Genomic DNA, 17,196 nt, shown 5'->3' on the forward strand with positions numbered 1-17,196 from the left:
AACCTGCAGGAGCCGGCGCAGCAGGCTGTCGACAAGGTCAAGCAGTCCGCATCCGAGGCTGCGACCGACGTGGCGGACGAGGGTCGCTCGGCGGCGCAGCAGGTCGCGGACGGGGCGAAGGACTCGGCGGACAACGTCCGGCAGGCCGGTTCCTCGACCTGATGAACGACGAACGGCGGCACGTTCCCGGGCTGGATGCCGCGAAGCCGACCGCGTACGCCGTACTGCTCGGAGCCGAGATCACGGCAGAGGCCGAGCGACGGCGGCGCGGTCGCCGTCCGTTGCAGCTCGATTACGCGCAGGAGGGGGACGAGACGAGGTCTTCCTTCGTCTGAACTCCGGAGGGGTCGGGGCGATCACTCGTGCGACGATCCGAGGACTTTGGACTCTGGTCGAATCGCTGTGCGCGGGCCATTGTGAGGAGTGCAGGGGGAGCCGAAGGCGTTTGCTACCGACGCCGTCGAGGAGTGCGCGATGGGCAGGGCGGGCAACCGGAACGTGCCTTCGTGGGGGCTGATGCTCGCGCGTCGGCTGGGGCTCGGCCGCAACCCCCTGCGCCGCGGGCTCGATCGAATCCAGTCGCTGGTCGTGCTGACCGCGGTCCTGGTCGCTGTTGTGATGATTCCGGTCGCGGTGGCGGTGAGTAGTTCCGTCACGCGCTCCATCGAACGATCTGAGGCCGAACGCCGATCGACGATGACGCAGGTTCAGGCGCGAGCGTTGGAGGACACGCCGCCGATGATCCCGGAGGCCGGCGCGCAGGCGACAGCGAGGGTGCCGGTGTCCTGGACCGATCCGGCCGGATGGCCGCGCCAGGCACGAGCCAATGTGCCGCTCGGAACGGCGAAGGACTCCGAGGTCACGATCTGGCTCGATCCGGCCGGTGAGATCACCACGCCACCTCGACGGCCCGGCGACGGCGCGGCGGTCGGTGGCGGGGTCGGTCTGAGTACGGCGATGCTGTCGTGGCTGCTGATTGCGGGCCTGGCCAGGCTGTCCGTCGTGCCCCTCGACCGCCGCCGCCTGCGCGACTGGGACCGTGAATGGGCCCGGGTCGGACCACGCTGGCGGTACCGCAGCACCTAGTCGGCACTCTCTCGTCAGCACCCGAGCAGTGAAGGAAAGAGGATCGATGGGCAAGTTCATCATGGTAGGTGTCGATGAGACGCCGGAGAGCCAGATCGCGCTGCGCTGGGCGGTTGAGGCCGCGCGGGAGCGTGGGTCGGCGGTGCGGGTCGTTCGCGCCTATCTGCAGGAGTCGGGCAGTTGGTCGGGGCTGGGTGTCGAAGGGTATGTCCCGATACCGGCGCCGGTCGACAGGTATCAGGAGGAGTTGGACGCGGCGGTTCGCTTCGCGCAGGACCGACTCGGCTACGAGCGCGGGTCCGGGTGGCTGGCGAACCTGGCCCCGGCCGACGCGATCCTGGCCGAGGCCGCGGAAGCCGACATGGTCGTCGTCGGTACGCGGTCGCGCAACAAGATGTCCGCCGCGGTACTCGGCTCGGTGGCGACATCGGTCTCGGCCCAGGCGCCCTGCCCGGTGGTTGTTGTCCGCGGCGAGCGTCGTACCGGACCGGTGGTCGTCGGCACGGACGGCTCGGAGGACTCGGACGAGGCGGTGGCTTTCGCGTTCGAGCAGGCTTCTGCGTCCGGTCAGCCACTGACGGTCGTCCACTTCTGGCACCCGCAGGAGCGGCATGTCGAGTCGGCCGAGAGTGCCAGCGAGTCGCTGAAGAACCGGCTCGCTGAGAGCCTCGCGCCGTACCAGGCGAAGCATCCCGCGGTGCACGTGAAGACCTCGCTGCTCGAGGGACGAGCCAGTGCGAAGCTGGTCGACCTGTCGAACGATGCGTCGCTTGTCGTCGTCGGCTCGCGCGGGCGCGGTGGGGTCGCCGGCCTGGTGCTCGGGTCCGTCAGTCAGAGCCTCCTGCACCACGCCGACTCTCCGGTCGCGGTCGTCCGCCGACGGCAGAGCTGAGCAGATTCCATCGCCGGCAGCGGGCGTCTATGTCATCAGGGTCGCCTGAGCGGGTTGGGAGTGAAGGTGACGTGCTCGGCGAGCTGGACGGACCAGAGGGTCACCGTCGTGGCGACGGAGACAGGCAGGAGGGTGCCTGCGGCTGAAAGGAGTGACAGTGCGGCGCACGCGACTGCGGCGGTGGCGAGGATCGGGGTGAGCCACGAGGCAGCGTCGGAGCGGTCGTCGTCTGCGAGCAGGATCACGGTTGCTCCGGTCAGGATCAGGACGGCGCAGGTCATCTCGTCGGTGCTGCCGATGCCGAGGAAGGTGCCGAGGGCAAGGAACGGCAGGTAGAGCGCGAGCAGTACGACGATCACGGCGGATGCGGCCAGGTCGCGTCGGCGGAACACAGGCATGGGACTCAGCCGCCGCGTGCGGTGGCGACGTCGCGGCCGGACAGGATGGCGCCGGCCGGTGCGTCCAGATCGAGGGCGTCCAGAGCGGTGCCGTATCCGAATCGCTTGGTCAGTCTCCGAGTTCTGATCACGACGTCCACGGTGCGGCTCCTCAGGAATTCTCGACTTCCAGTCAAGGCGGGCTTGCCCGGCGCCGCGAGGGCGGAAGGTCCTGCTCGGTGGGCACCGAAGGTCCCACTGGGAATGTAGTTCGGCCGCAACGCCGCTTCAGGATCGGTCTGGGCGGGTGATCAGGGGTGATCGCAGTTGTCAATGAGGTTCGGGCCGACCAGGGGCACGATGTTCCAGGTGGTGGTGACCCGGTCTGAGTCGATGACGACCCGGACTCGGCTCGGGGTGGTGATGACGAACAGGTCGGCCTCGAACACGTCGCCGTACCAGCCGCCGGCTGCGACGACCGGTCGGCCGAGTGGTGAGCTTTCCTGCCAGTGGCCGTGGCCGACGGGGACGTCGAAGGTGTTGCCATCGGCATCGATCCGTAGCGACCAGCCATCAGGGCGTGGTTCGATCGAAACCGTCGATCCCGACGGCAGGGCCGACGCTTCCGTTGCGGCGTCGACAACTCCGCCGGCTGAGGTTCGCGGACGGTGGTCGCCGGTGACGACGGGCAGGGTCAGCTGCCGGAGACGATCGGCGAGAGCGCGGTCGTCCGCTGCGGAGCCGGGCTTGTCCACGCTGGGCAGGAGCTGATCCCAGATCAGTGCGAGCAGAGCTTGCGTGTTGGTTGTTGCCGCGGTGACGGCTACCACCAGGTCCTGCTCGGGGACGACCAAGCACAGTTGCCCCATTGCACCATCACCTCGGTATCCGTAGCGCGATCGCCAGAAGTGGTAGCCGTACCCTTCCAGCCAGTCAGGCTCCCGCGAGCCGTCCTCGAACTGGAGGGTCTCGATCTGGCGCCGCGTAGCCGTCTCCACCCAGCGTTGCGACACCAATTGGTGGCCCCGCCATTGCCCGCCCTGCAACAGCAAGAGGCCGAACGCGGCAATCGCCTCGGTTGTCAGGTAAGCCCCGTGGAAGCCGAAGGTGACCCCGCTGCGCAGGCGTTCCCAGTCGACGATGTTCACTTCCATCGGGCCGAACAGCCGTTGACTCAGCAGCTCCGGCAGGTCGCGACCGGTGACACGCTCGATCATCCGCGCCAGCACGAAGGTGGTCGGGTTGTTGTAGGCATGGAGCGATCCGACCGGTGCGTCGGGAGCGATCCGCAGGAACCCTCGGACCAGATCGTGTGGCTCGAGTGCCCACGCGGCTTCGAGAACGTCGTCCTCGTGCCCTGTCGACATACTCAAGAGATGGTGGACGGTCAGCTCCGCGGCACGGGCGGACACCGGGTCGGGGACGTGCTCGGGGAGGATGTCGACCACGCGGTCATCAAGCGCGATGAGACCGTCGTCAACTGCCAGACCCACCGCGACGCCGACGATCGACTTCGTCAACGAGTACAGCAGATGCGGGCGTTCGGCCGAGTACGGCGCCCACCACCCTTCCGCGATCACCCGGCCATGGCGCACCACCATCAGGGAGTGGCACTCGATCCCTTGCTCCTCGAGCCGCTCCAGCAAGCCCGACACACCGGTCGCGTCGACACCCTCTTCCGACGGCACCGACCGCGGCAGCAAAGCCTCCTGATCCATGGCCAGACAGTCGCGTCCCACCGGGGGCACCCCTTGGGTCACGAGGATCTGTCGTGTGTCGCCAAGGCTGCTCCGACCTGGTCTGCCAGGGCGACGGCGACCTGTCGTTGTGCGAGCGACGGAAGGGCCAGCCGGGTCGACGCGACCAGAAGGAAGCGGCCGCGGGTGACGCCGTTGTGGTGCACTCGAAGCTCGATTTCGCAGTCGGTGGGCAACCCGAATCGCTCGACGTCGAGATCTCGACCGCGGCGCACGACTGTGCCGTCACGGACCAGCGCGGCAGGCGCTTCGTTCCGGATGTCACTGTCGAAGTAGCAGTCGTCGATTCCCAGCAACTCGACGAGTTGGTCTGCGACATGCTCGATCACACCCTCGGTGTGTGAGCTTCCAGCCGCGACGATGCCCGCGGTTCGGAGAATGCCGCTGAGCTGGGCCTGCTGCTCGTTCGCGTGGGTGTGCCGCTTGCGCCGTCCCCAGAGAATCAGCGCGGCCGCGATGCCTACCAGTGTGAGTAGAGCTGCAGTCTGGATGTCAGCCCGCTCGGTGATGATGATCTGCTGGTACGGCTGAGTGAGGAAGAAGGCCCAGCATGCCGCGCCCGACAGGGCGGCAACGATTCCTGCCCAGCGGACGCCGGTCGCCGCAGCTGAGACCACGACGAGGACGAGCAGTAGGGCGATACTGGTGTTCTCGATCCGTGCCCGGAACGGCACCATCGCCGCGCACACCAGCGCCGGAACGGCGCCGGCTCCCGCGACGACCGCCGTACGGGATCGCTCGGAGAGATGGACTCGCATCCCACCATGATGCTTCGTCGTCGCGAAGCGTCCGGGCTCGGGGCCGGTCCGACCCAGGTCCGAGTTCGAAGCCGCGCGCGAGGCACCGACCGCGATTATTGCTGTGGCCTCGAGGAAGGGCCCCCTCCTCAAATACCTGCAGGTGAACTGGTGATTGGAACAGGCCCCGACCTCCGTGCGGTGGGGGAGGGCTTCGGTCTGGTCTGCGACCGCCTCGGCGGTTTTTCCGGTCCAGACAGGCGTACTGTGGGAGTAGTTCCGGAATCGACGACATCCCACCTTGAGGCTGCCAGCCACACCGGCCCTCCCGTAGGGGACGTCATGTCGGTACTTCACCGCACCCGAAACACACCCAAACCCCCAGCAGCAGCCACGCCGGCAGATGGCGCGCCGATGTCGGCCGTCGACGAGCTCTCGAAACCGTTGCCGCCCCGGGTGCCACGCACCCGGATCAGTGCCGCGTGGCTCGGGATCTGCGCCGCCGTGGTCGGACTCGTCGTACTGATCATCTTCATGCTGCAGAACACCGGCAGCGTCGACGTCCACTTCCTCTGGATGGAGGGCTCCCTGCCGCTCGCCCTGGCCCTGTTCATCGCCGGAGTCGCTACGACCATCGTGGCGACGACGATCGGTGCCGCCCGCATGACCCAACTGCGCCGCCTCATGCGCCGCCGCAGCGCTGAAGCCTCGTCCTGATACTCACCGCCAACGACGGCAGAGCAGTCTTCTCCGCTTGGCCATCGACGTCCTGCACGGGCCGATCACCCGGCTGATTCTCCATGACAGCCTGACCGCAGATCAGGTCGCCGGTTCCTGGCGACTGCGATAGGTGAGCAGGCCTTCGATCCCGCGCAGGAATGTCTCGCAGATGGGTTTCGGATCGGTCAGGCAGCCGGCGGCCATGGCACCGTCTCGCAGCATGACGAAGTGCCGGGCCGCTGGTTCCGGGTCGATCTTCCCGGTGCCGGAGAAGAGTTCGGTCAGGGTTTCCAGAAACCACTGCCGGTGCTTGAGAACTGCCTGGTGCACCGGATGGGCCGGGTCGGGGTATTCGGCGGCGGCGTTCAGGAACGCGCAGCCTCGGAAGCCGGCTCTCTGGATGTCATCAGTGATGGTCCGGCCGACAGCGCGAATGATGTCGTCGGGGTCGGCGTCTTGAGCCCGCGCGGCATCTACCTGCCTACGGATCGCCTCGTCGGCTTGCACCAGGTAGGTGACGATGAGGTCATCCTTGCTCGGGAAGTGCCTGTACAGCGTGGCGCGAGTCACCTGTGCCTTCGCGATCACGCGGTCGACTCCCACGGCATGCAGGCCCTCGGCGTAGAAGAGCTCAGTGGCAGTGCCGAGCAGTCGAGACCGTGCTTCCGACATCCGTTTCCCATCCGATCTCTTGAAGTGCTCTGTCGAGACTAGCAGACAGAACGATCGGTCTTGACAACGATCGACGCTTGCTGCAAAGCTCGGCAGTACCGATCGTTCTGTCTACACGAGTGGCGTCGGGGGCATTCGCCCAGTTCGTCCATCTCGAGAGGAATCTGGTGTCCACTTCATTCGAATCCATCGGCGCCACCGGCTCAATGGTTGGTGCCGCCGCCGGCACCAAGGCGCTGCGAACCCTGTACTACGTCCGCTTCGGATTCGCCATCGTCTGGGCGGTCCTGATGATGGCGATCGCCACGACGATCAACCCGGGAGCAGTCGCCCTGCTGGTGATCTACCCACTGTTCGACGTCGCCGCGGCCGTGATCGACTTCCGCTCCTCGGGCGCTACTCGGCCGAAGGCGCCGCTCTACGTGAACATGGGCCTGAGTCTGCTCGCCGCCGTCGGATTGGCCGTCGCGGTCACCTCCGGCATCCCGAGTGTGTTGCGGGTGTGGGGCGTGTGGGCGATCACTGCGGGCATCGTCCAATTGATCGTCGCGGTTCTGCGCTACCGGCTCGGTGGTCAGTGGGCGATGATCCTCAGCGGCGGCATCTCCGTCATCGCCGGCAGCGGTTTCATCCTGATGGCAGGCGGGCCGAAGGCCTCACTGACCACCGTCGCCGGCTACGCGATCCTGGGCGGGGTCTTCTTCCTGATCTCCGCGATCCGTCTGCACCGCCTTGCTCTGAAGGGCTGAGCTCCACGCTGGCGCATGGGAACAGTCTGAGCCGCTCGTCCGGTTCAGTTCAGCGGGACCTCCACCTCGGCGACTGTGCCGTGGGGTTCGGCATCCCGCAGCCGCATCCATCCACCGGCTGCCTCCACCCTGATCCGCCGCGACGCAAGGCCGAGGTGCCCGTTCCTCAACCGGGCGTCGAGATCCACGCCGCCGAGCCCCCGGCCGTCGTCGATGACCTGAAGCCGGGCAACGCGTCGGTGCGCGCCAGCTGGACGACGACCTTGCGGGCGGCGGCATGCTTCACCACGTTCGTGAGCAGTTCGCGGGCTCAGGAGGCCGGCGTGCGAATGGCTGCTTAGGACCGCGAGTCGCGCTGGCACGAGTGGTGGATCCGGAAGCGGGACGTCCGGAATGGGGCCTAACATCTGGCCATGGAGCAAGAGTTCAGCGGCACGGTCATCGAGTGGCGTGGTCCTGCGCCGTACTACTTCGTCCCCGTACCGGAGCAGGAATGTGTCGCCCTGCGGGCGGCGGGCTCGGCCGCCAGCTACGGCTGGGGGATGCTGCCGATCCGCGCTCGGATCGGCAGCGCCGAGTGGAAGACGTCGCTGTGGCCGAAGGACGGGGGCTACCTGCTCCCGCTGAAGGACGCCGTGCGCAAGCCTGGAGGACTGGATGCAGGCGACGCGGTGGATGTTCGGCTCACGTTCGACGCGTCACCCCGTCAGCAGAAGCGGCGTCCGGCCGAGCGGGTGCACGTTCCTCGCCCGACGGGCTCGCGGGAACCGGTCACCGCCGAGCAGCTCACGATCGTTCCGGCCAACCAGGCGACCTGGGAGGACCTACAGGCGGTCTTCGGCACGACCGGCGACCCCGCACGGTGCTGGTGCCAGCGGTTCCGGATGCTGCCCAAGGAATCCTGGGACTCTGAGGGTCCCGAGGAGCTCGCGGCCCGGCTCCGCGACCAGACCGCCTGCGGAGACCGGAAGGCGCGGGCGACGAGCGGCCTGGTCGCGTATCTCGACGGCGAGCCGGTCGGCTGGTGCGCCGTCGCGCCGCGAGCCGATCACCCGAGGCTGCTACGCGACTTCCGCATCCCCTGGCTGGGTCGCAACGAGGACAAGACCGACATCAGCGTCTGGGCCGTGACCTGCTTCGTCATCCGGGTCGGCTACCGACGCCGAGGAGTCGGCCGCGCACTCGCCCGCGCCGCCGCCGGTTTCGCCCGTGAACGCGGCGCCCGCGCCGTGGAGGGCTACCCGGACTTCGTGGACGGCGGGTCCGTCGGCACTCTCGCCATGTTCGCCGATGCCGGGTTCGCCGAGGTGAGCCGGCCTGGCACCCGTCGCGCCGTCATGCGCATCGACTTCTAGGTGTTGTGGAGCAGGTCGCCGTACTCGGGGTTCTTCTCGATGTAGCTGCCCACGATCGGGCAGTAGTTCGAAACGGTCACGCTCTTGGTGCGGATGTCGTCGAGCGCGTGACGTATCAGGACCGACGCGAGACCTTGTCCGCGGTGGGATTCAGCGATCCACGTGTGGGTGATCGTCAGCTTGGTGCCGATCACGTGATAGACCAGCATGCCGACTCGATCGCCGCCGCTGGTGACTTCGTAGTACTCGTCCTCGGGGTGATCGAGGATCGCGATCACGTGGTCGTTGTGGTCTGTCGGGGTCGTCAATTGTGGGCTCCTGTGGAGGTTTCGCGGTGACGCCGCCGGGTCGACTCGGTGGACGTCGTCGACCACGAGTGTCGCTGCGAGAGGTGCCGAGAAGCGGTCGGATCCGTCCAGGCCGGGGCGGGCCAGGCAGTGCCAGGTCAGCTGGCGGCCGGCGCTGTCGGTAAACCACAGGCGTATGTGCCAGTCACCGTCTACGCACGACACGGATGCCGGGGTGGCCTCGATCCGGATCTGAACGCTCGCTGGAAGGGAGTCGAGCGGGAGGGGGAACGTCGTCAGTGGGAGGACTGAGTCCGCGGCGGCGGCTTGGCCTTCCCAGTTGGCCAGCATCACGTCGAGATCGAGGATCCGGGCGGTCACGCTGACAGCGCTTCGTCCAGTGTGCTGCCGGGTTGTCTGCCCGATGACGTTTCCGACTGTGACCTCACCGCCGGTGAGCCGGTAGCTGCCCGGCAAGTGTCTGGAATTCTCAGTCACCGTTTCGTATCTTTCTTCATCCTCTGCGTGGACTAGAGAGTCCATTTCTGCGTAGGCTACACCGCCGACCTGTTGGGTCAAATCCTCGGGGGAGGACCTCTTGCGGCTGACATAGACAGCTCTGGAGTGCCTTTGACAGCCGTAGCAGTGGACTGTATGGTCCTCATCGATACGTGGGCGAGTGGCATCGCAACGAGACCGCTGGAGGAGCCGAACGGTGGGTAGCGACCTGCAGATACGGGACAACCCTGAGACGCGGCAGTTCGAGGCGATCGCCGACGGACACGTCGTCGGGCACTTGAAGTACCGGCCGCACGGAAAGCGCATCATCTTCACCCACACCACTGTCGACCCGGATCGCAGGGGCACCGGCATCGCGACCGAGCTCGTCCGAGTCGCTCTCGACGACGCCACCGCCAAGATGCTGACACTGACGAACTACTGCCCCTTCGTCGCGGACTACATCGCCGACCACCCGTCGTACAGGCCGATTGTCGACACCGAGCATCCGGGTGCGGCGCTGGTTCCGGACAGGGCACCGCGGGCGGGCGTGAACGAGGAGAAAGCCTCGACCCCGGTGCTGGACGTACCGAAGATCGACGGCCGGCGCATCCGTACGTCGCGCCTGCAGCTGGCCCCCTGGACCACAGACGACGCCGCTGTGGCCCTGCCCATCTTCGGCGACGTGGACGTCGCTCGGTGGCTCGCCCCGGCCATGGGCCGGATCACCACCGAGACCGAGATGCGGGATCTGCTCTCGCAATGGGTCAGCGAGGATGCGACCCTGCCCGCGCCGCTCGGTCGCTGGAAGGTCGACGATCTCGAGACCGGCAAGACGATCGGCGCGGTAGCGCTACTCCTTCTCCCTCCGTACGAGGTCGACTACGAGATCGGTATCCAGGTCGCGGCGGCGCACTGGGGCCGCGGCGTGGCCGCCGAGGCCGGGCACGCGCTCGCGCACTACGCGTTCGACTCCGGCGTCGACGAGGTCTTCGCCGTCACGCGGCCGCGAAACCGGCGGGCCGCTGCCGCCGCCCGCCGGATGGGAATGGAATGGGTCGGCGAGACCGACAAGTACTACGGCGTTCTGCTGGACGTCTATCGCCTGCGACGCGGCGACCTGGACCTCCCGCGCTGGTGAGTGAACGTGAGCTCAGCTGCGAGCGAAGGACTCGATGTGGTCGAGGGCCATGTCCAGCCCGATGGCCATCGGCGCGGAGTTGTGGGCGTTCTGTGCAAGCACGTAGCCCCCTTGGAGGGCAGCCAGCAGGCCGGTCCCGAGGCGTTGCGGGTCCGCGTCCTCGGTGAGGACGCCGAGTTCGCGGAGCCGGGTCAGGGTTTCGACGAGTATCCGCTGCCAGGCATCGAACGATGCGTTGAGCGCTCTTCGTGACTGCTCGTCGTTGTCGGACAGCTCGATCGACATCGCGCCCAGCGCGCACCCGTACGACCCGTCCTGTAGTGAGTTGGCCTGCACCAGAGCGTCACGCCAGCGGCGCAGACCGCTGAGAGTCTTCACACCCCGCAGGCGCTGTTCCTCGCGGGCGAGGACGAACTTCGACTGCACGTCGATCACGGCGTGGATCAGCGCGAGTTTGTCCTCGAAGTGGTTGTACAGCTGGGACTTGCTGGTGCTGCTGGCCAGTCGGACGTCGTCGAGGGTCGTCGCGTTGACGCCTTTGACGTAGAACAGGTTGGCTGCCGACTCGACGATCCGTGAACGGGTCTCCAGGCCACGCGGCGTGCGGCGTGTAGCGGTGGTTCCGGGCACGGTGTCTCCCTCGGGCATGTTGCTCACTCGTTCTGTTCGGCCGCCTGGTGTGTCACGACTGCGGTGACCTCGATCTCGAGGCGCAGATCGGGCCGGATCAGCTGTGGCACCACTGAGAGCATATAAGCCGGCCGGTGAGAGATGACGTCGTTGCGAACCTTCACGTAGGTGTCGACGGCGTCCGGGTCGGTGAGCCAGGACCGGACCTGAACGAGGTCGCTCAGCAGACCGGGGGTGCCGGACAGGACAACCTGGGTTGCGCCGGCCGGGATCGCGACGGCGGCGACGAACTGCGGTGCAGCGCTCATGTCGGCGAAAGCCCTCCTGCGGATGGGGCCGTGCCCTTGTCTAAAAGTGGACCATGCTGTCCATTTAGAATCAAGCAATCGACGGGCGATCTGTCTCGTAGGCAAGGCTTCGTGGCTGGCGGGAGCGAGGATTGCGAGCGTTGTTGTGGTCTGTATAGTCCTTATTCATCGAAGGTCGATCACCAGCCGTCAAAGGAGAACGAGACGATGCGGACAGACGTCAAAGCAACTGCCGACGGAACGCTGCTGGCCGAGGCAGCCGCCGGCGCGGTGGTTGTTATCGAAGGCAGCCGCTATTTCCCGCCGGACTCACTGGTCATCGGCACCCTTCAGCCGTCGGCGACGCCGTACGTGTGCCCGTGGAAGGGCTCTGCGGAGTACTTCGATGTGACGACGCCGAGACACACGCTTCGTGACGCCGCCTGGACGTACCCGGCCCCGAAGCATTCGGCCATCGAGCAGGTCGGCCACGACTTCACCGGCTACGTAGCCTTCGACACCCGGCAGGTGCACGTCGGATGATCGGCGGACCGGCCAGCAGAGTGCCGGCGAGGGAGACTGATGCAGGGAGGTGCCGGATGAAGGCGATTGTGGTGACGGATCAGGCCGCGGGAACGGCCGCGATGACGTTGGCGGAGCGGCCGGATCCAGAGGCGGCGGGGAACGACGTCCTCGTTCAGGTTCATGCCTCGGGATTCACTCCGGGTGAACTGACGTGGCCCTCGACCTGGACCGATCGCCTCGGCCGGGACCGGACGCCGTCGATTCCCGGGCATGAGCTGGCCGGGGTGGTCAGTGCTCTCGGCTATGGAACGACGGGGCTGTCGGTGGGCCAGCGGGTGTTCGGACTCACGGACTGGACTCGCGACGGCACGCTGGCGGAGTACGCCGCAGTTGAGGCACGTAACCTTGCGCCGCTGCCGGGCGACGTTGACTTCACGGTGGGCGCGAGTCTGCCGATCTCGGGCCTGACCGCGTGGCAGGGACTGTTCGAGCACGGCCGTCTTCAGGCGGGCCAGAGCGTCCTCGTGCACGGTGCGGCCGGTGGTGTCGGTTCGATGGTGACGCAGCTCGCGCGTGAGGCGGGCGCCTACGTCGTTGGCACCGGGCGCGCTGTCGATCGGCAGACCGCGCTCGACTTCGGCGCACAGGAGTTCGTCGATCTCGAGAACGACGTTCTGGAGGACGTCGGCGGAGTTGATCTGGTGTTCGATGTCTTCGGCGGCGACATCGGGCGGCGGTCCGCGGGTCTGGTTCGAGCCGGGGGAACGCTGGTGACCATCGCCGGCCCACCCGAGGCGCGTCCCGTCGACGGCCTGGCGATCGACTTCGTCGTGGTGTCTGACCGTGCCCAGCTGGGCGAGATCGCCCGGCGCGTGCGGGACGGACGACTGCGGACAGTCATCGGCACCGTCGCGACCCTCGACGACGCCGTCGCCGCCTTCAACCCGACCGAGCGGGTCAGGGGAAAGACGATCATCCGCGTTCGTCCGTAAGGACTCGGGGACAGCGACCGGTCCTACCCTCGTCGTGGATCAGCTTCAGCCACAGAGTGCTGTAAAGATCTGTAAGGGATTACTGGTTTTGGGGGCCGTGTCGATCCGCGGGTCGCTCGTTCGACCAGTGGATGCGAGGGCCGAGAGGCGGCCCCGCCGGACGAGGAGAGCGCGATGCCGAAGTACATGCTGATCATGCGGGGCACCGACGAGTCGAACGCGGCGATGATGGCGAACATCGACGAGATGATGACCACGACCCGCCAGTTCATCGAGGACATGTTCAAGGCCGGCGTCTACGTCGCCGCCGAAGGGCTGGACGATCCGGGCCTGGGCGTCGTGGTCGACTTCAGCGGCGAGGCCCCGGTGGTCACGGACGGGCCGTACGGGGAGACCAAGGAACTGTTCGGGGGATTCTTCCTGCTCGACGTCGCCTCGAAGGAGGAGGCGGTCGAGTGGGCCAAGCGGGTTCCGGCGGCCCGCGGGTCCAAGATCGAGGTCCGGCGGGTGCCGGGGGAGGACGAGGTCCCGCAGGACAGCGGGGAGTTCGTCAAGGAAGGGGCCTTGGCCGAGAGCGACGGCCAGAGCTGATGAGTGCGGCCGAGGTCGAAGCCGTCTGGCGGATCGAGTCGGCGCGGATCGTCGCCGCGCTGACCCGGTTCACCGGCGATTTCGGCCTGGCCGAGGACGCCGCCCAGGAGGCGGTGGCCGCGGCGCTGGTGTCGTGGCCGCTCACCCCTCCGGCCGATCCGGCCGGCTGGCTGATGGCCACGGCCCGGCGGCGGGCGATCGACGCGATCCGCCGCCGTACCGCCCTGAAGGACCGGTACGCCGTCCTTGCGGCTGACCCGGTGGTCCACGAGGACATCGACCCCGACCGGATCGACGACGACATCCTGGCGCTGATGTTCGTCAGCTGCCACCCGGTGCTCTCCCGCGAGGCCCGGGTGGCGCTGACCCTGCGCGTGGTCGGCGGCCTGTCCACCGAACAGATCGCCCGGGCGTTCCTGGTACCTGTGCCGACCGTGCAGGCCCGCATCACCCGGGCGAAGAAGACGATCGCGGCCGCTGGGGTGCCGTTCGAGCTGCCGCCGGCCGATGAGCGCCGGGAACGGTTGGGCGGTGTACTCAGCGTCGTCTACGTGATCTTCACAGAGGGGTCGACGGCCACGTCGGGGGACCGGCTGCTACGCCCCGACGCCGCGTACGAGGCGATCCGGCTGGCGCGAACGCTGGCCGCGTTGCAGCCGGATGAGCCGGAGGTCCACGGCTTGCTCGCGCTGTGCGAGCTGACGGCCGCGCGCTTCCCGGCTCGGACCGGCCCGGACGGTTCGCCGATCCTGCTGGCGGACCAGGACCGGCAGCGTTGGGACTTCTCGGCGGTCCACCGTGGACTGGCCGCGCTGGCCAAGGCATCGGTTCGCGGGCTCGGCCCCTACGGCCTGCAGGCTGCGATCGCCGCCGTCCACGCGTCGGCTCCGTCGGTGGAAGCGACCGACTGGGACCGGATCGTGGTGCTCTACGAGGCGCTCGGCCGGGTCGCGCCCTCGCCGGTGGTCGAGCTCAACCGGGCGGTCGCCGTGGCCATGGCCTCGGGGCCGGCGCAAGCCCTGGCCATCGTGGACGAGCTGATCGCCTCGGACCGGCTCTCCGGTTCGCATCTGGTTCCGACCGTACGCGGTGAGCTGCTGGCCCGCCTCGGTCGGCGACCGGAGGCGCGCGCCGAGCTGGAGCTGGCGGCCCGGCTGTGCGCCAACCAGCGCGAACGCTCGGTGCTGCTCCGCAAGGCAGCCGCGCTGGACTGACTTGCCTCAAGGTGTGAGAGCGCGCGCGATGGGCCAGGCGCCGGGGGAGGTGTTCGAAAGCACGGTGCAGGTGGTGCCGGTGTGTGGGTCGTGCGTCGACTTGAACGACGCGCCGGCGTCGTACCCGGTCAGGATCGCCGTGTCGTTGCTCTCGTGCAGCCAGAAGCCGAGGCCGTAGCGCCTGGACTTCTCGGGTACGTCGCGGCGTGGCCGGACGACCTCTTCAACGGAATTCACGATGTCGCCGGCGAAAAGCGCGCGCCAGAAGGTGGACATGTCGGCGGCGGTGGTGTGGATGCCACCGTCGCCGGTGGCCAGCACCGGCAGGTGGAAGACGTTGGAACGGTCGACCCCGTCCAACGGCAGGTAGCCCACGGCCGCGTCAGCAGGTAGCTCGTCGGAGCGGAGGAAGTCGGTTCTGGTCATGCCGGCGGGCCGGAGCACCCGCTCCCGGACCAGGTCGTGGTACCCGACGCCACTGGCCCGCTCCGCCAGCAGGGCGAGGACCACGAAACCACCATTGCAGTAAGCGAACCGCTCACCGGCCCGGAACTTGGTGGGATGCCCGTCCAGCAGCGGGAGGAAAGCCTCGGTCGTAGTCAGCTCGTGCGCCGCGCCGACAATGTAATCGGTGATCTCAGTGTCGGCCTCTTCGTCCAGGTAGTCACCGATGCCAGAGGTGTGCGTGAGGAGATGCTCGACGGTCACGTCATCCGCGATCAGTGGTAGATCCTCGCCGAGCAGGGATCGGGCGGTGGTGCTCAGCTCCAGCACACCGTCCTGCACCAGTGAAAGCACGGACAGGGCGGTGAACCCCTTGCTGCCGCTGGCGATTCCGAACCTGGTGTCGAGGGAGTTGGGAACCTGATAGGTGCGGTTGGCCAGCCCGTAGGCCTTCGCGAACTCGACCTGGCCGGCACGGTCGATCCAGACCACACCGGAGAACCCGGTCTCCTCAGCGACCTTGTCAATTTCCCCCTGCGCCATTTCCGCACACTAACCCAGCCCCGCGCCAACCGGCGCAACTTCCCGATCGCTGTTGGCATCGTGATTGGTAACTGAGCTTCGGCACTTCGGCGGGCTCGTCGTACGGCATCTCCGTCCAGTCGAGGATCTCGAACCTGGCCTCGATGGTCTGTGAACTCATAGGCCGAGACTAGTCATCCACCGGCCGCGGTCAGACGGTGCCAGGTGTCTCGGGTGGCCTGATTTGCGGGGAAGAACGCCTCGACGCGGAGTTCCTGGGCGGTGACGTCGACCGGGGTCCCGATGGTGGACACGACCGAGAACAGCTCGACCACCAGATCACCGAGCGCGAACCGTACGTCGATCACGGGTACCGACGGTGCCGTGACCGATGGCCCGGTGAGTACGGCGCTGACGTCCGGGCGGGAGCGCAGGCGGCGTACCAGCTCCGCTGTCTCCCGGTCGAAGACGCCGCCGACGGCCTCGCGGGCGGCGCGTTCGAGCAGCGCCGGTGCGACCGAGGACCAGTTCAGTACGGCCGCGCGGACCGGTCCGGGCTCGATCATCAGCCGCAGCACGTTCGCCGGGTCCGGTAGCGGGTCGGGGGCGAGCAGGGTGCCGAACAGCTGCGAGGCGCCGCGGTTCGCCCGCAGCACGTTCCAGCCGCGGTCCATCACCACCGCCGGGTAGGGCTCGTGCTGCTCGAGCATCGACGCCAGCGCCTCCTCCACCCGGGCGAGCTGCGCGCTGCCGAGCGCCGCCACCGGGTAGAGCGGTGCGAACCCGGCGGCGAGCAGCAGCCCGTTCCGTTCCCGCAGCGGTACGTCGAGGGCCCGCGCCAGCCGCACCACCATCTCCCGGCTCGGCTGGGACCGTCCGGTCTCGACGAAGCTCACATACCGCGGTGTCGACCCGGCGGCCGATGCGAGGTCCAGTTGGCTGAACCGACGGACCGATCGCCAGTGCCGCAACAGGTCGCCGAACTCCGGATCCGCCGGTGCTGCCCGCATGGGGCCAAGGATAGGCGCCGCACCGCGGCGATTCCCTTCCCCACGAGGGAATCGCGCCACCACACCGCCGCGCAGCACGCTGTCCTGGCATGGCCGCGACCGTCGGCCGCAGGGAGAGAATGATGGATCTGACTGTGCACACCACGAGTACGGCACCGGCTGAGTCGAAGGCGATGCTGGAAGGCATCGCCGAGGACCTCGGTTTCGTGCCGAACCTGGCCGCGACGACGGCCACGTCACCCACGCTGCTGGCCGCCTTCGACGGACTGCGGCGAGCGGTCACCGGCGGTGCGCTCGACCCGGTGCTACGGGAGACGGCCGGCCTTGCCGTCGGCGTTGCGGTCGACAACCGGTACGGCGTTGCGTTCCACAGCACCGTGCTCGCAACTCTCGGCGCCACAGCCGCAGACCTCGAGCGGATGCGCGCCGGTGACGAGCCCGCGGATTCCGCTGCGGCGGCGGTCTACGCACTCGCGCGGGAGCTGGTGCTCACCCGAGGGAAAGTTGCTGAGGGCACCGTTCGGCGTACGGCCGAAGCCGGACTGTCCGAGGCGGACGTGCTGGAGGTCGTTGCCGAGTGCACCTTCGCGGGACTGGTAGGCACCCTGGACAACCTGGCCGGCCGAGTCGAGCTCGACGAACCGCTTCGGCCGGCAACCTGGTCGGCGCCGTAGGGGTCTGTCCAGGCCGGCGCCGGCGGACTCGGCGGA

General features: G+C 67.9%; 23 protein-coding genes. 13 read left to right on the forward strand and 10 right to left on the reverse strand.

What is annotated here, in order from left to right:
* The first annotated feature begins 161 nt into the window (after window positions 1-161).
* The 3 genes from ACIBG5_RS20240 (at window position 162) to ACIBG5_RS20250 (ending at window position 1,978) form a co-directional block, all read left to right on the forward strand.
* Entirely contained in the window at window positions 162-335 is a 174-nt protein-coding gene (locus ACIBG5_RS20240; protein ID WP_396393022.1) for a hypothetical protein, read from the forward strand.
* Window positions 336-474: 139 nt separating this feature from the next.
* Window positions 475-1,086, forward strand: coding sequence for a hypothetical protein (locus ACIBG5_RS20245; protein ID WP_396393023.1), 612 nt, complete (start codon window positions 475-477; stop codon window positions 1,084-1,086).
* 46 nt (window positions 1,087-1,132) lie between these two features.
* On the forward strand, window positions 1,133-1,978 hold the full coding sequence (locus ACIBG5_RS20250) for a universal stress protein (RefSeq protein WP_396393024.1): 846 nt from the start codon (window positions 1,133-1,135) through the stop codon (window positions 1,976-1,978).
* Window positions 1,979-2,013: 35 nt separating this feature from the next.
* Here ACIBG5_RS20250 and ACIBG5_RS20255 read toward each other — a convergent pair whose 3' ends face one another.
* From ACIBG5_RS20255 to ACIBG5_RS20270, 4 genes are all read right to left on the reverse strand, one after another.
* Complete coding sequence (locus ACIBG5_RS20255) at window positions 2,014-2,376, reverse strand: hypothetical protein (protein ID WP_396393025.1); 363 nt, start codon at window positions 2,374-2,376, stop codon at window positions 2,014-2,016.
* A gap of 5 nt (window positions 2,377-2,381) precedes the next feature.
* The gene (locus ACIBG5_RS20260; RefSeq protein WP_396393026.1) at window positions 2,382-2,507 is read right to left on the reverse strand and encodes a hypothetical protein; all 126 of its coding nucleotides are present in this window, start codon (window positions 2,505-2,507) and stop codon (window positions 2,382-2,384) included.
* 159 nt (window positions 2,508-2,666) lie between these two features.
* Window positions 2,667-4,073 (reverse strand): serine hydrolase domain-containing protein, encoded by a 1,407-nt coding sequence (locus ACIBG5_RS20265; protein ID WP_396393027.1) that lies wholly within the window; start codon window positions 4,071-4,073, stop codon window positions 2,667-2,669.
* Window positions 4,074-4,111: 38 nt separating this feature from the next.
* Window positions 4,112-4,870 (reverse strand): DUF4118 domain-containing protein, encoded by a 759-nt coding sequence (locus tag ACIBG5_RS20270; protein ID WP_396393028.1) that lies wholly within the window; start codon window positions 4,868-4,870, stop codon window positions 4,112-4,114.
* Window positions 4,871-5,263: 393 nt separating this feature from the next.
* Between ACIBG5_RS20270 and ACIBG5_RS20275 the strand changes: the two genes are divergently transcribed.
* A complete protein-coding gene (locus ACIBG5_RS20275; protein WP_396393029.1) occupies window positions 5,264-5,566 on the forward strand; it encodes a lipopolysaccharide assembly LapA domain-containing protein in 303 nt (100 codons plus the stop codon).
* 102 nt (window positions 5,567-5,668) lie between these two features.
* Here the strand turns inward: ACIBG5_RS20275 and ACIBG5_RS20280 are convergent, their stop codons facing one another.
* Window positions 5,669-6,241 carry a TetR/AcrR family transcriptional regulator gene (locus tag ACIBG5_RS20280; RefSeq protein WP_396393030.1) on the reverse strand — a complete coding sequence of 191 codons (573 nt, stop codon included), beginning with the start codon at window positions 6,239-6,241 and terminating at the stop codon, window positions 5,669-5,671.
* A gap of 167 nt (window positions 6,242-6,408) precedes the next feature.
* Between ACIBG5_RS20280 and ACIBG5_RS20285 the strand changes: the two genes are divergently transcribed.
* The 3 genes from ACIBG5_RS20285 (at window position 6,409) to ACIBG5_RS20295 (ending at window position 8,345) form a co-directional block, all read left to right on the forward strand.
* On the forward strand, window positions 6,409-6,990 hold the full coding sequence (locus ACIBG5_RS20285; RefSeq protein ID WP_396393031.1) for a hypothetical protein: 582 nt from the start codon (window positions 6,409-6,411) through the stop codon (window positions 6,988-6,990).
* Between the two features lie 155 nt (window positions 6,991-7,145).
* On the forward strand, window positions 7,146-7,331 hold the full coding sequence (locus ACIBG5_RS20290) for a hypothetical protein (protein ID WP_396393032.1): 186 nt from the start codon (window positions 7,146-7,148) through the stop codon (window positions 7,329-7,331).
* Between the two features lie 72 nt (window positions 7,332-7,403).
* On the forward strand, window positions 7,404-8,345 hold the full coding sequence (locus ACIBG5_RS20295; protein WP_396393033.1) for a DUF1905 domain-containing protein: 942 nt from the start codon (window positions 7,404-7,406) through the stop codon (window positions 8,343-8,345).
* On the opposite strand, the gene ACIBG5_RS20300 is transcribed toward ACIBG5_RS20295, so the two are convergent.
* On the reverse strand, window positions 8,342-9,175 hold the full coding sequence (locus tag ACIBG5_RS20300; RefSeq protein ID WP_396393034.1) for a GNAT family N-acetyltransferase: 834 nt from the start codon (window positions 9,173-9,175) through the stop codon (window positions 8,342-8,344). The two genes, ACIBG5_RS20295 and ACIBG5_RS20300, sit on opposite strands and share 4 nt — an antisense overlap.
* 172 nt (window positions 9,176-9,347) lie before the next feature.
* On the opposite strand from ACIBG5_RS20300, the gene ACIBG5_RS20305 reads away from it, so the two are divergent.
* The gene (locus ACIBG5_RS20305) at window positions 9,348-10,271 is read left to right on the forward strand and encodes a GNAT family N-acetyltransferase (RefSeq protein ID WP_396393035.1); all 924 of its coding nucleotides are present in this window, start codon (window positions 9,348-9,350) and stop codon (window positions 10,269-10,271) included.
* Window positions 10,272-10,283: 12 nt separating this feature from the next.
* On the opposite strand, the gene ACIBG5_RS20310 is transcribed toward ACIBG5_RS20305, so the two are convergent.
* Together ACIBG5_RS20310 and ACIBG5_RS20315 are read right to left on the reverse strand one after the other, a co-directional pair.
* A complete protein-coding gene (locus ACIBG5_RS20310) occupies window positions 10,284-10,901 on the reverse strand; it encodes a TetR/AcrR family transcriptional regulator (RefSeq protein WP_396393036.1) in 618 nt (205 codons plus the stop codon).
* 23 nt (window positions 10,902-10,924) lie between these two features.
* Window positions 10,925-11,209, reverse strand: a complete 285-nt coding sequence (locus ACIBG5_RS20315) for a hypothetical protein (RefSeq protein ID WP_396393037.1) — start codon at window positions 11,207-11,209, stop codon at window positions 10,925-10,927.
* A gap of 207 nt (window positions 11,210-11,416) precedes the next feature.
* On the opposite strand from ACIBG5_RS20315, the gene ACIBG5_RS20320 reads away from it, so the two are divergent.
* The 4 genes from ACIBG5_RS20320 to ACIBG5_RS20335 all read left to right on the forward strand — a co-directional run bounded on the left by ACIBG5_RS20320 (window position 11,417) and on the right by ACIBG5_RS20335 (window position 14,510).
* Window positions 11,417-11,731: a DUF427 domain-containing protein gene (locus tag ACIBG5_RS20320; RefSeq protein ID WP_396393038.1), complete on the forward strand. Its 315-nt coding sequence runs from the start codon at window positions 11,417-11,419 to the stop codon at window positions 11,729-11,731.
* A gap of 56 nt (window positions 11,732-11,787) precedes the next feature.
* The gene (locus tag ACIBG5_RS20325; RefSeq protein ID WP_396393039.1) at window positions 11,788-12,705 is read left to right on the forward strand and encodes an NADP-dependent oxidoreductase; all 918 of its coding nucleotides are present in this window, start codon (window positions 11,788-11,790) and stop codon (window positions 12,703-12,705) included.
* 174 nt (window positions 12,706-12,879) lie between these two features.
* The gene (locus ACIBG5_RS20330; RefSeq protein ID WP_396393040.1) at window positions 12,880-13,296 is read left to right on the forward strand and encodes a YciI family protein; all 417 of its coding nucleotides are present in this window, start codon (window positions 12,880-12,882) and stop codon (window positions 13,294-13,296) included.
* Window positions 13,296-14,510 (forward strand): RNA polymerase sigma factor, encoded by a 1,215-nt coding sequence (locus ACIBG5_RS20335; protein WP_396393041.1) that lies wholly within the window; start codon window positions 13,296-13,298, stop codon window positions 14,508-14,510. The genes ACIBG5_RS20330 and ACIBG5_RS20335 overlap by 1 nt, the downstream gene beginning before the upstream one ends.
* A gap of 6 nt (window positions 14,511-14,516) precedes the next feature.
* Here ACIBG5_RS20335 and ACIBG5_RS20340 read toward each other — a convergent pair whose 3' ends face one another.
* Window positions 14,517-15,497 carry a serine hydrolase domain-containing protein gene (locus ACIBG5_RS20340; protein WP_396393042.1) on the reverse strand — a complete coding sequence of 327 codons (981 nt, stop codon included), beginning with the start codon at window positions 15,495-15,497 and terminating at the stop codon, window positions 14,517-14,519.
* A gap of 173 nt (window positions 15,498-15,670) precedes the next feature.
* Complete coding sequence (locus ACIBG5_RS20345) at window positions 15,671-16,486, reverse strand: helix-turn-helix domain-containing protein (protein WP_396393043.1); 816 nt, start codon at window positions 16,484-16,486, stop codon at window positions 15,671-15,673.
* Window positions 16,487-16,608: 122 nt separating this feature from the next.
* Between ACIBG5_RS20345 and ACIBG5_RS20350 the strand changes: the two genes are divergently transcribed.
* Window positions 16,609-17,160, forward strand: coding sequence for a carboxymuconolactone decarboxylase family protein (locus tag ACIBG5_RS20350; RefSeq protein ID WP_396393044.1), 552 nt, complete (start codon window positions 16,609-16,611; stop codon window positions 17,158-17,160).
* Window positions 17,161-17,196 lie beyond the last annotated feature (36 nt).

It is taken from the genome of Kribbella sp. NPDC050241 (genome assembly GCF_044459685.1).
Taxonomy (GTDB): Bacteria; Actinomycetota; Actinomycetes; order Propionibacteriales; family Kribbellaceae; genus Kribbella.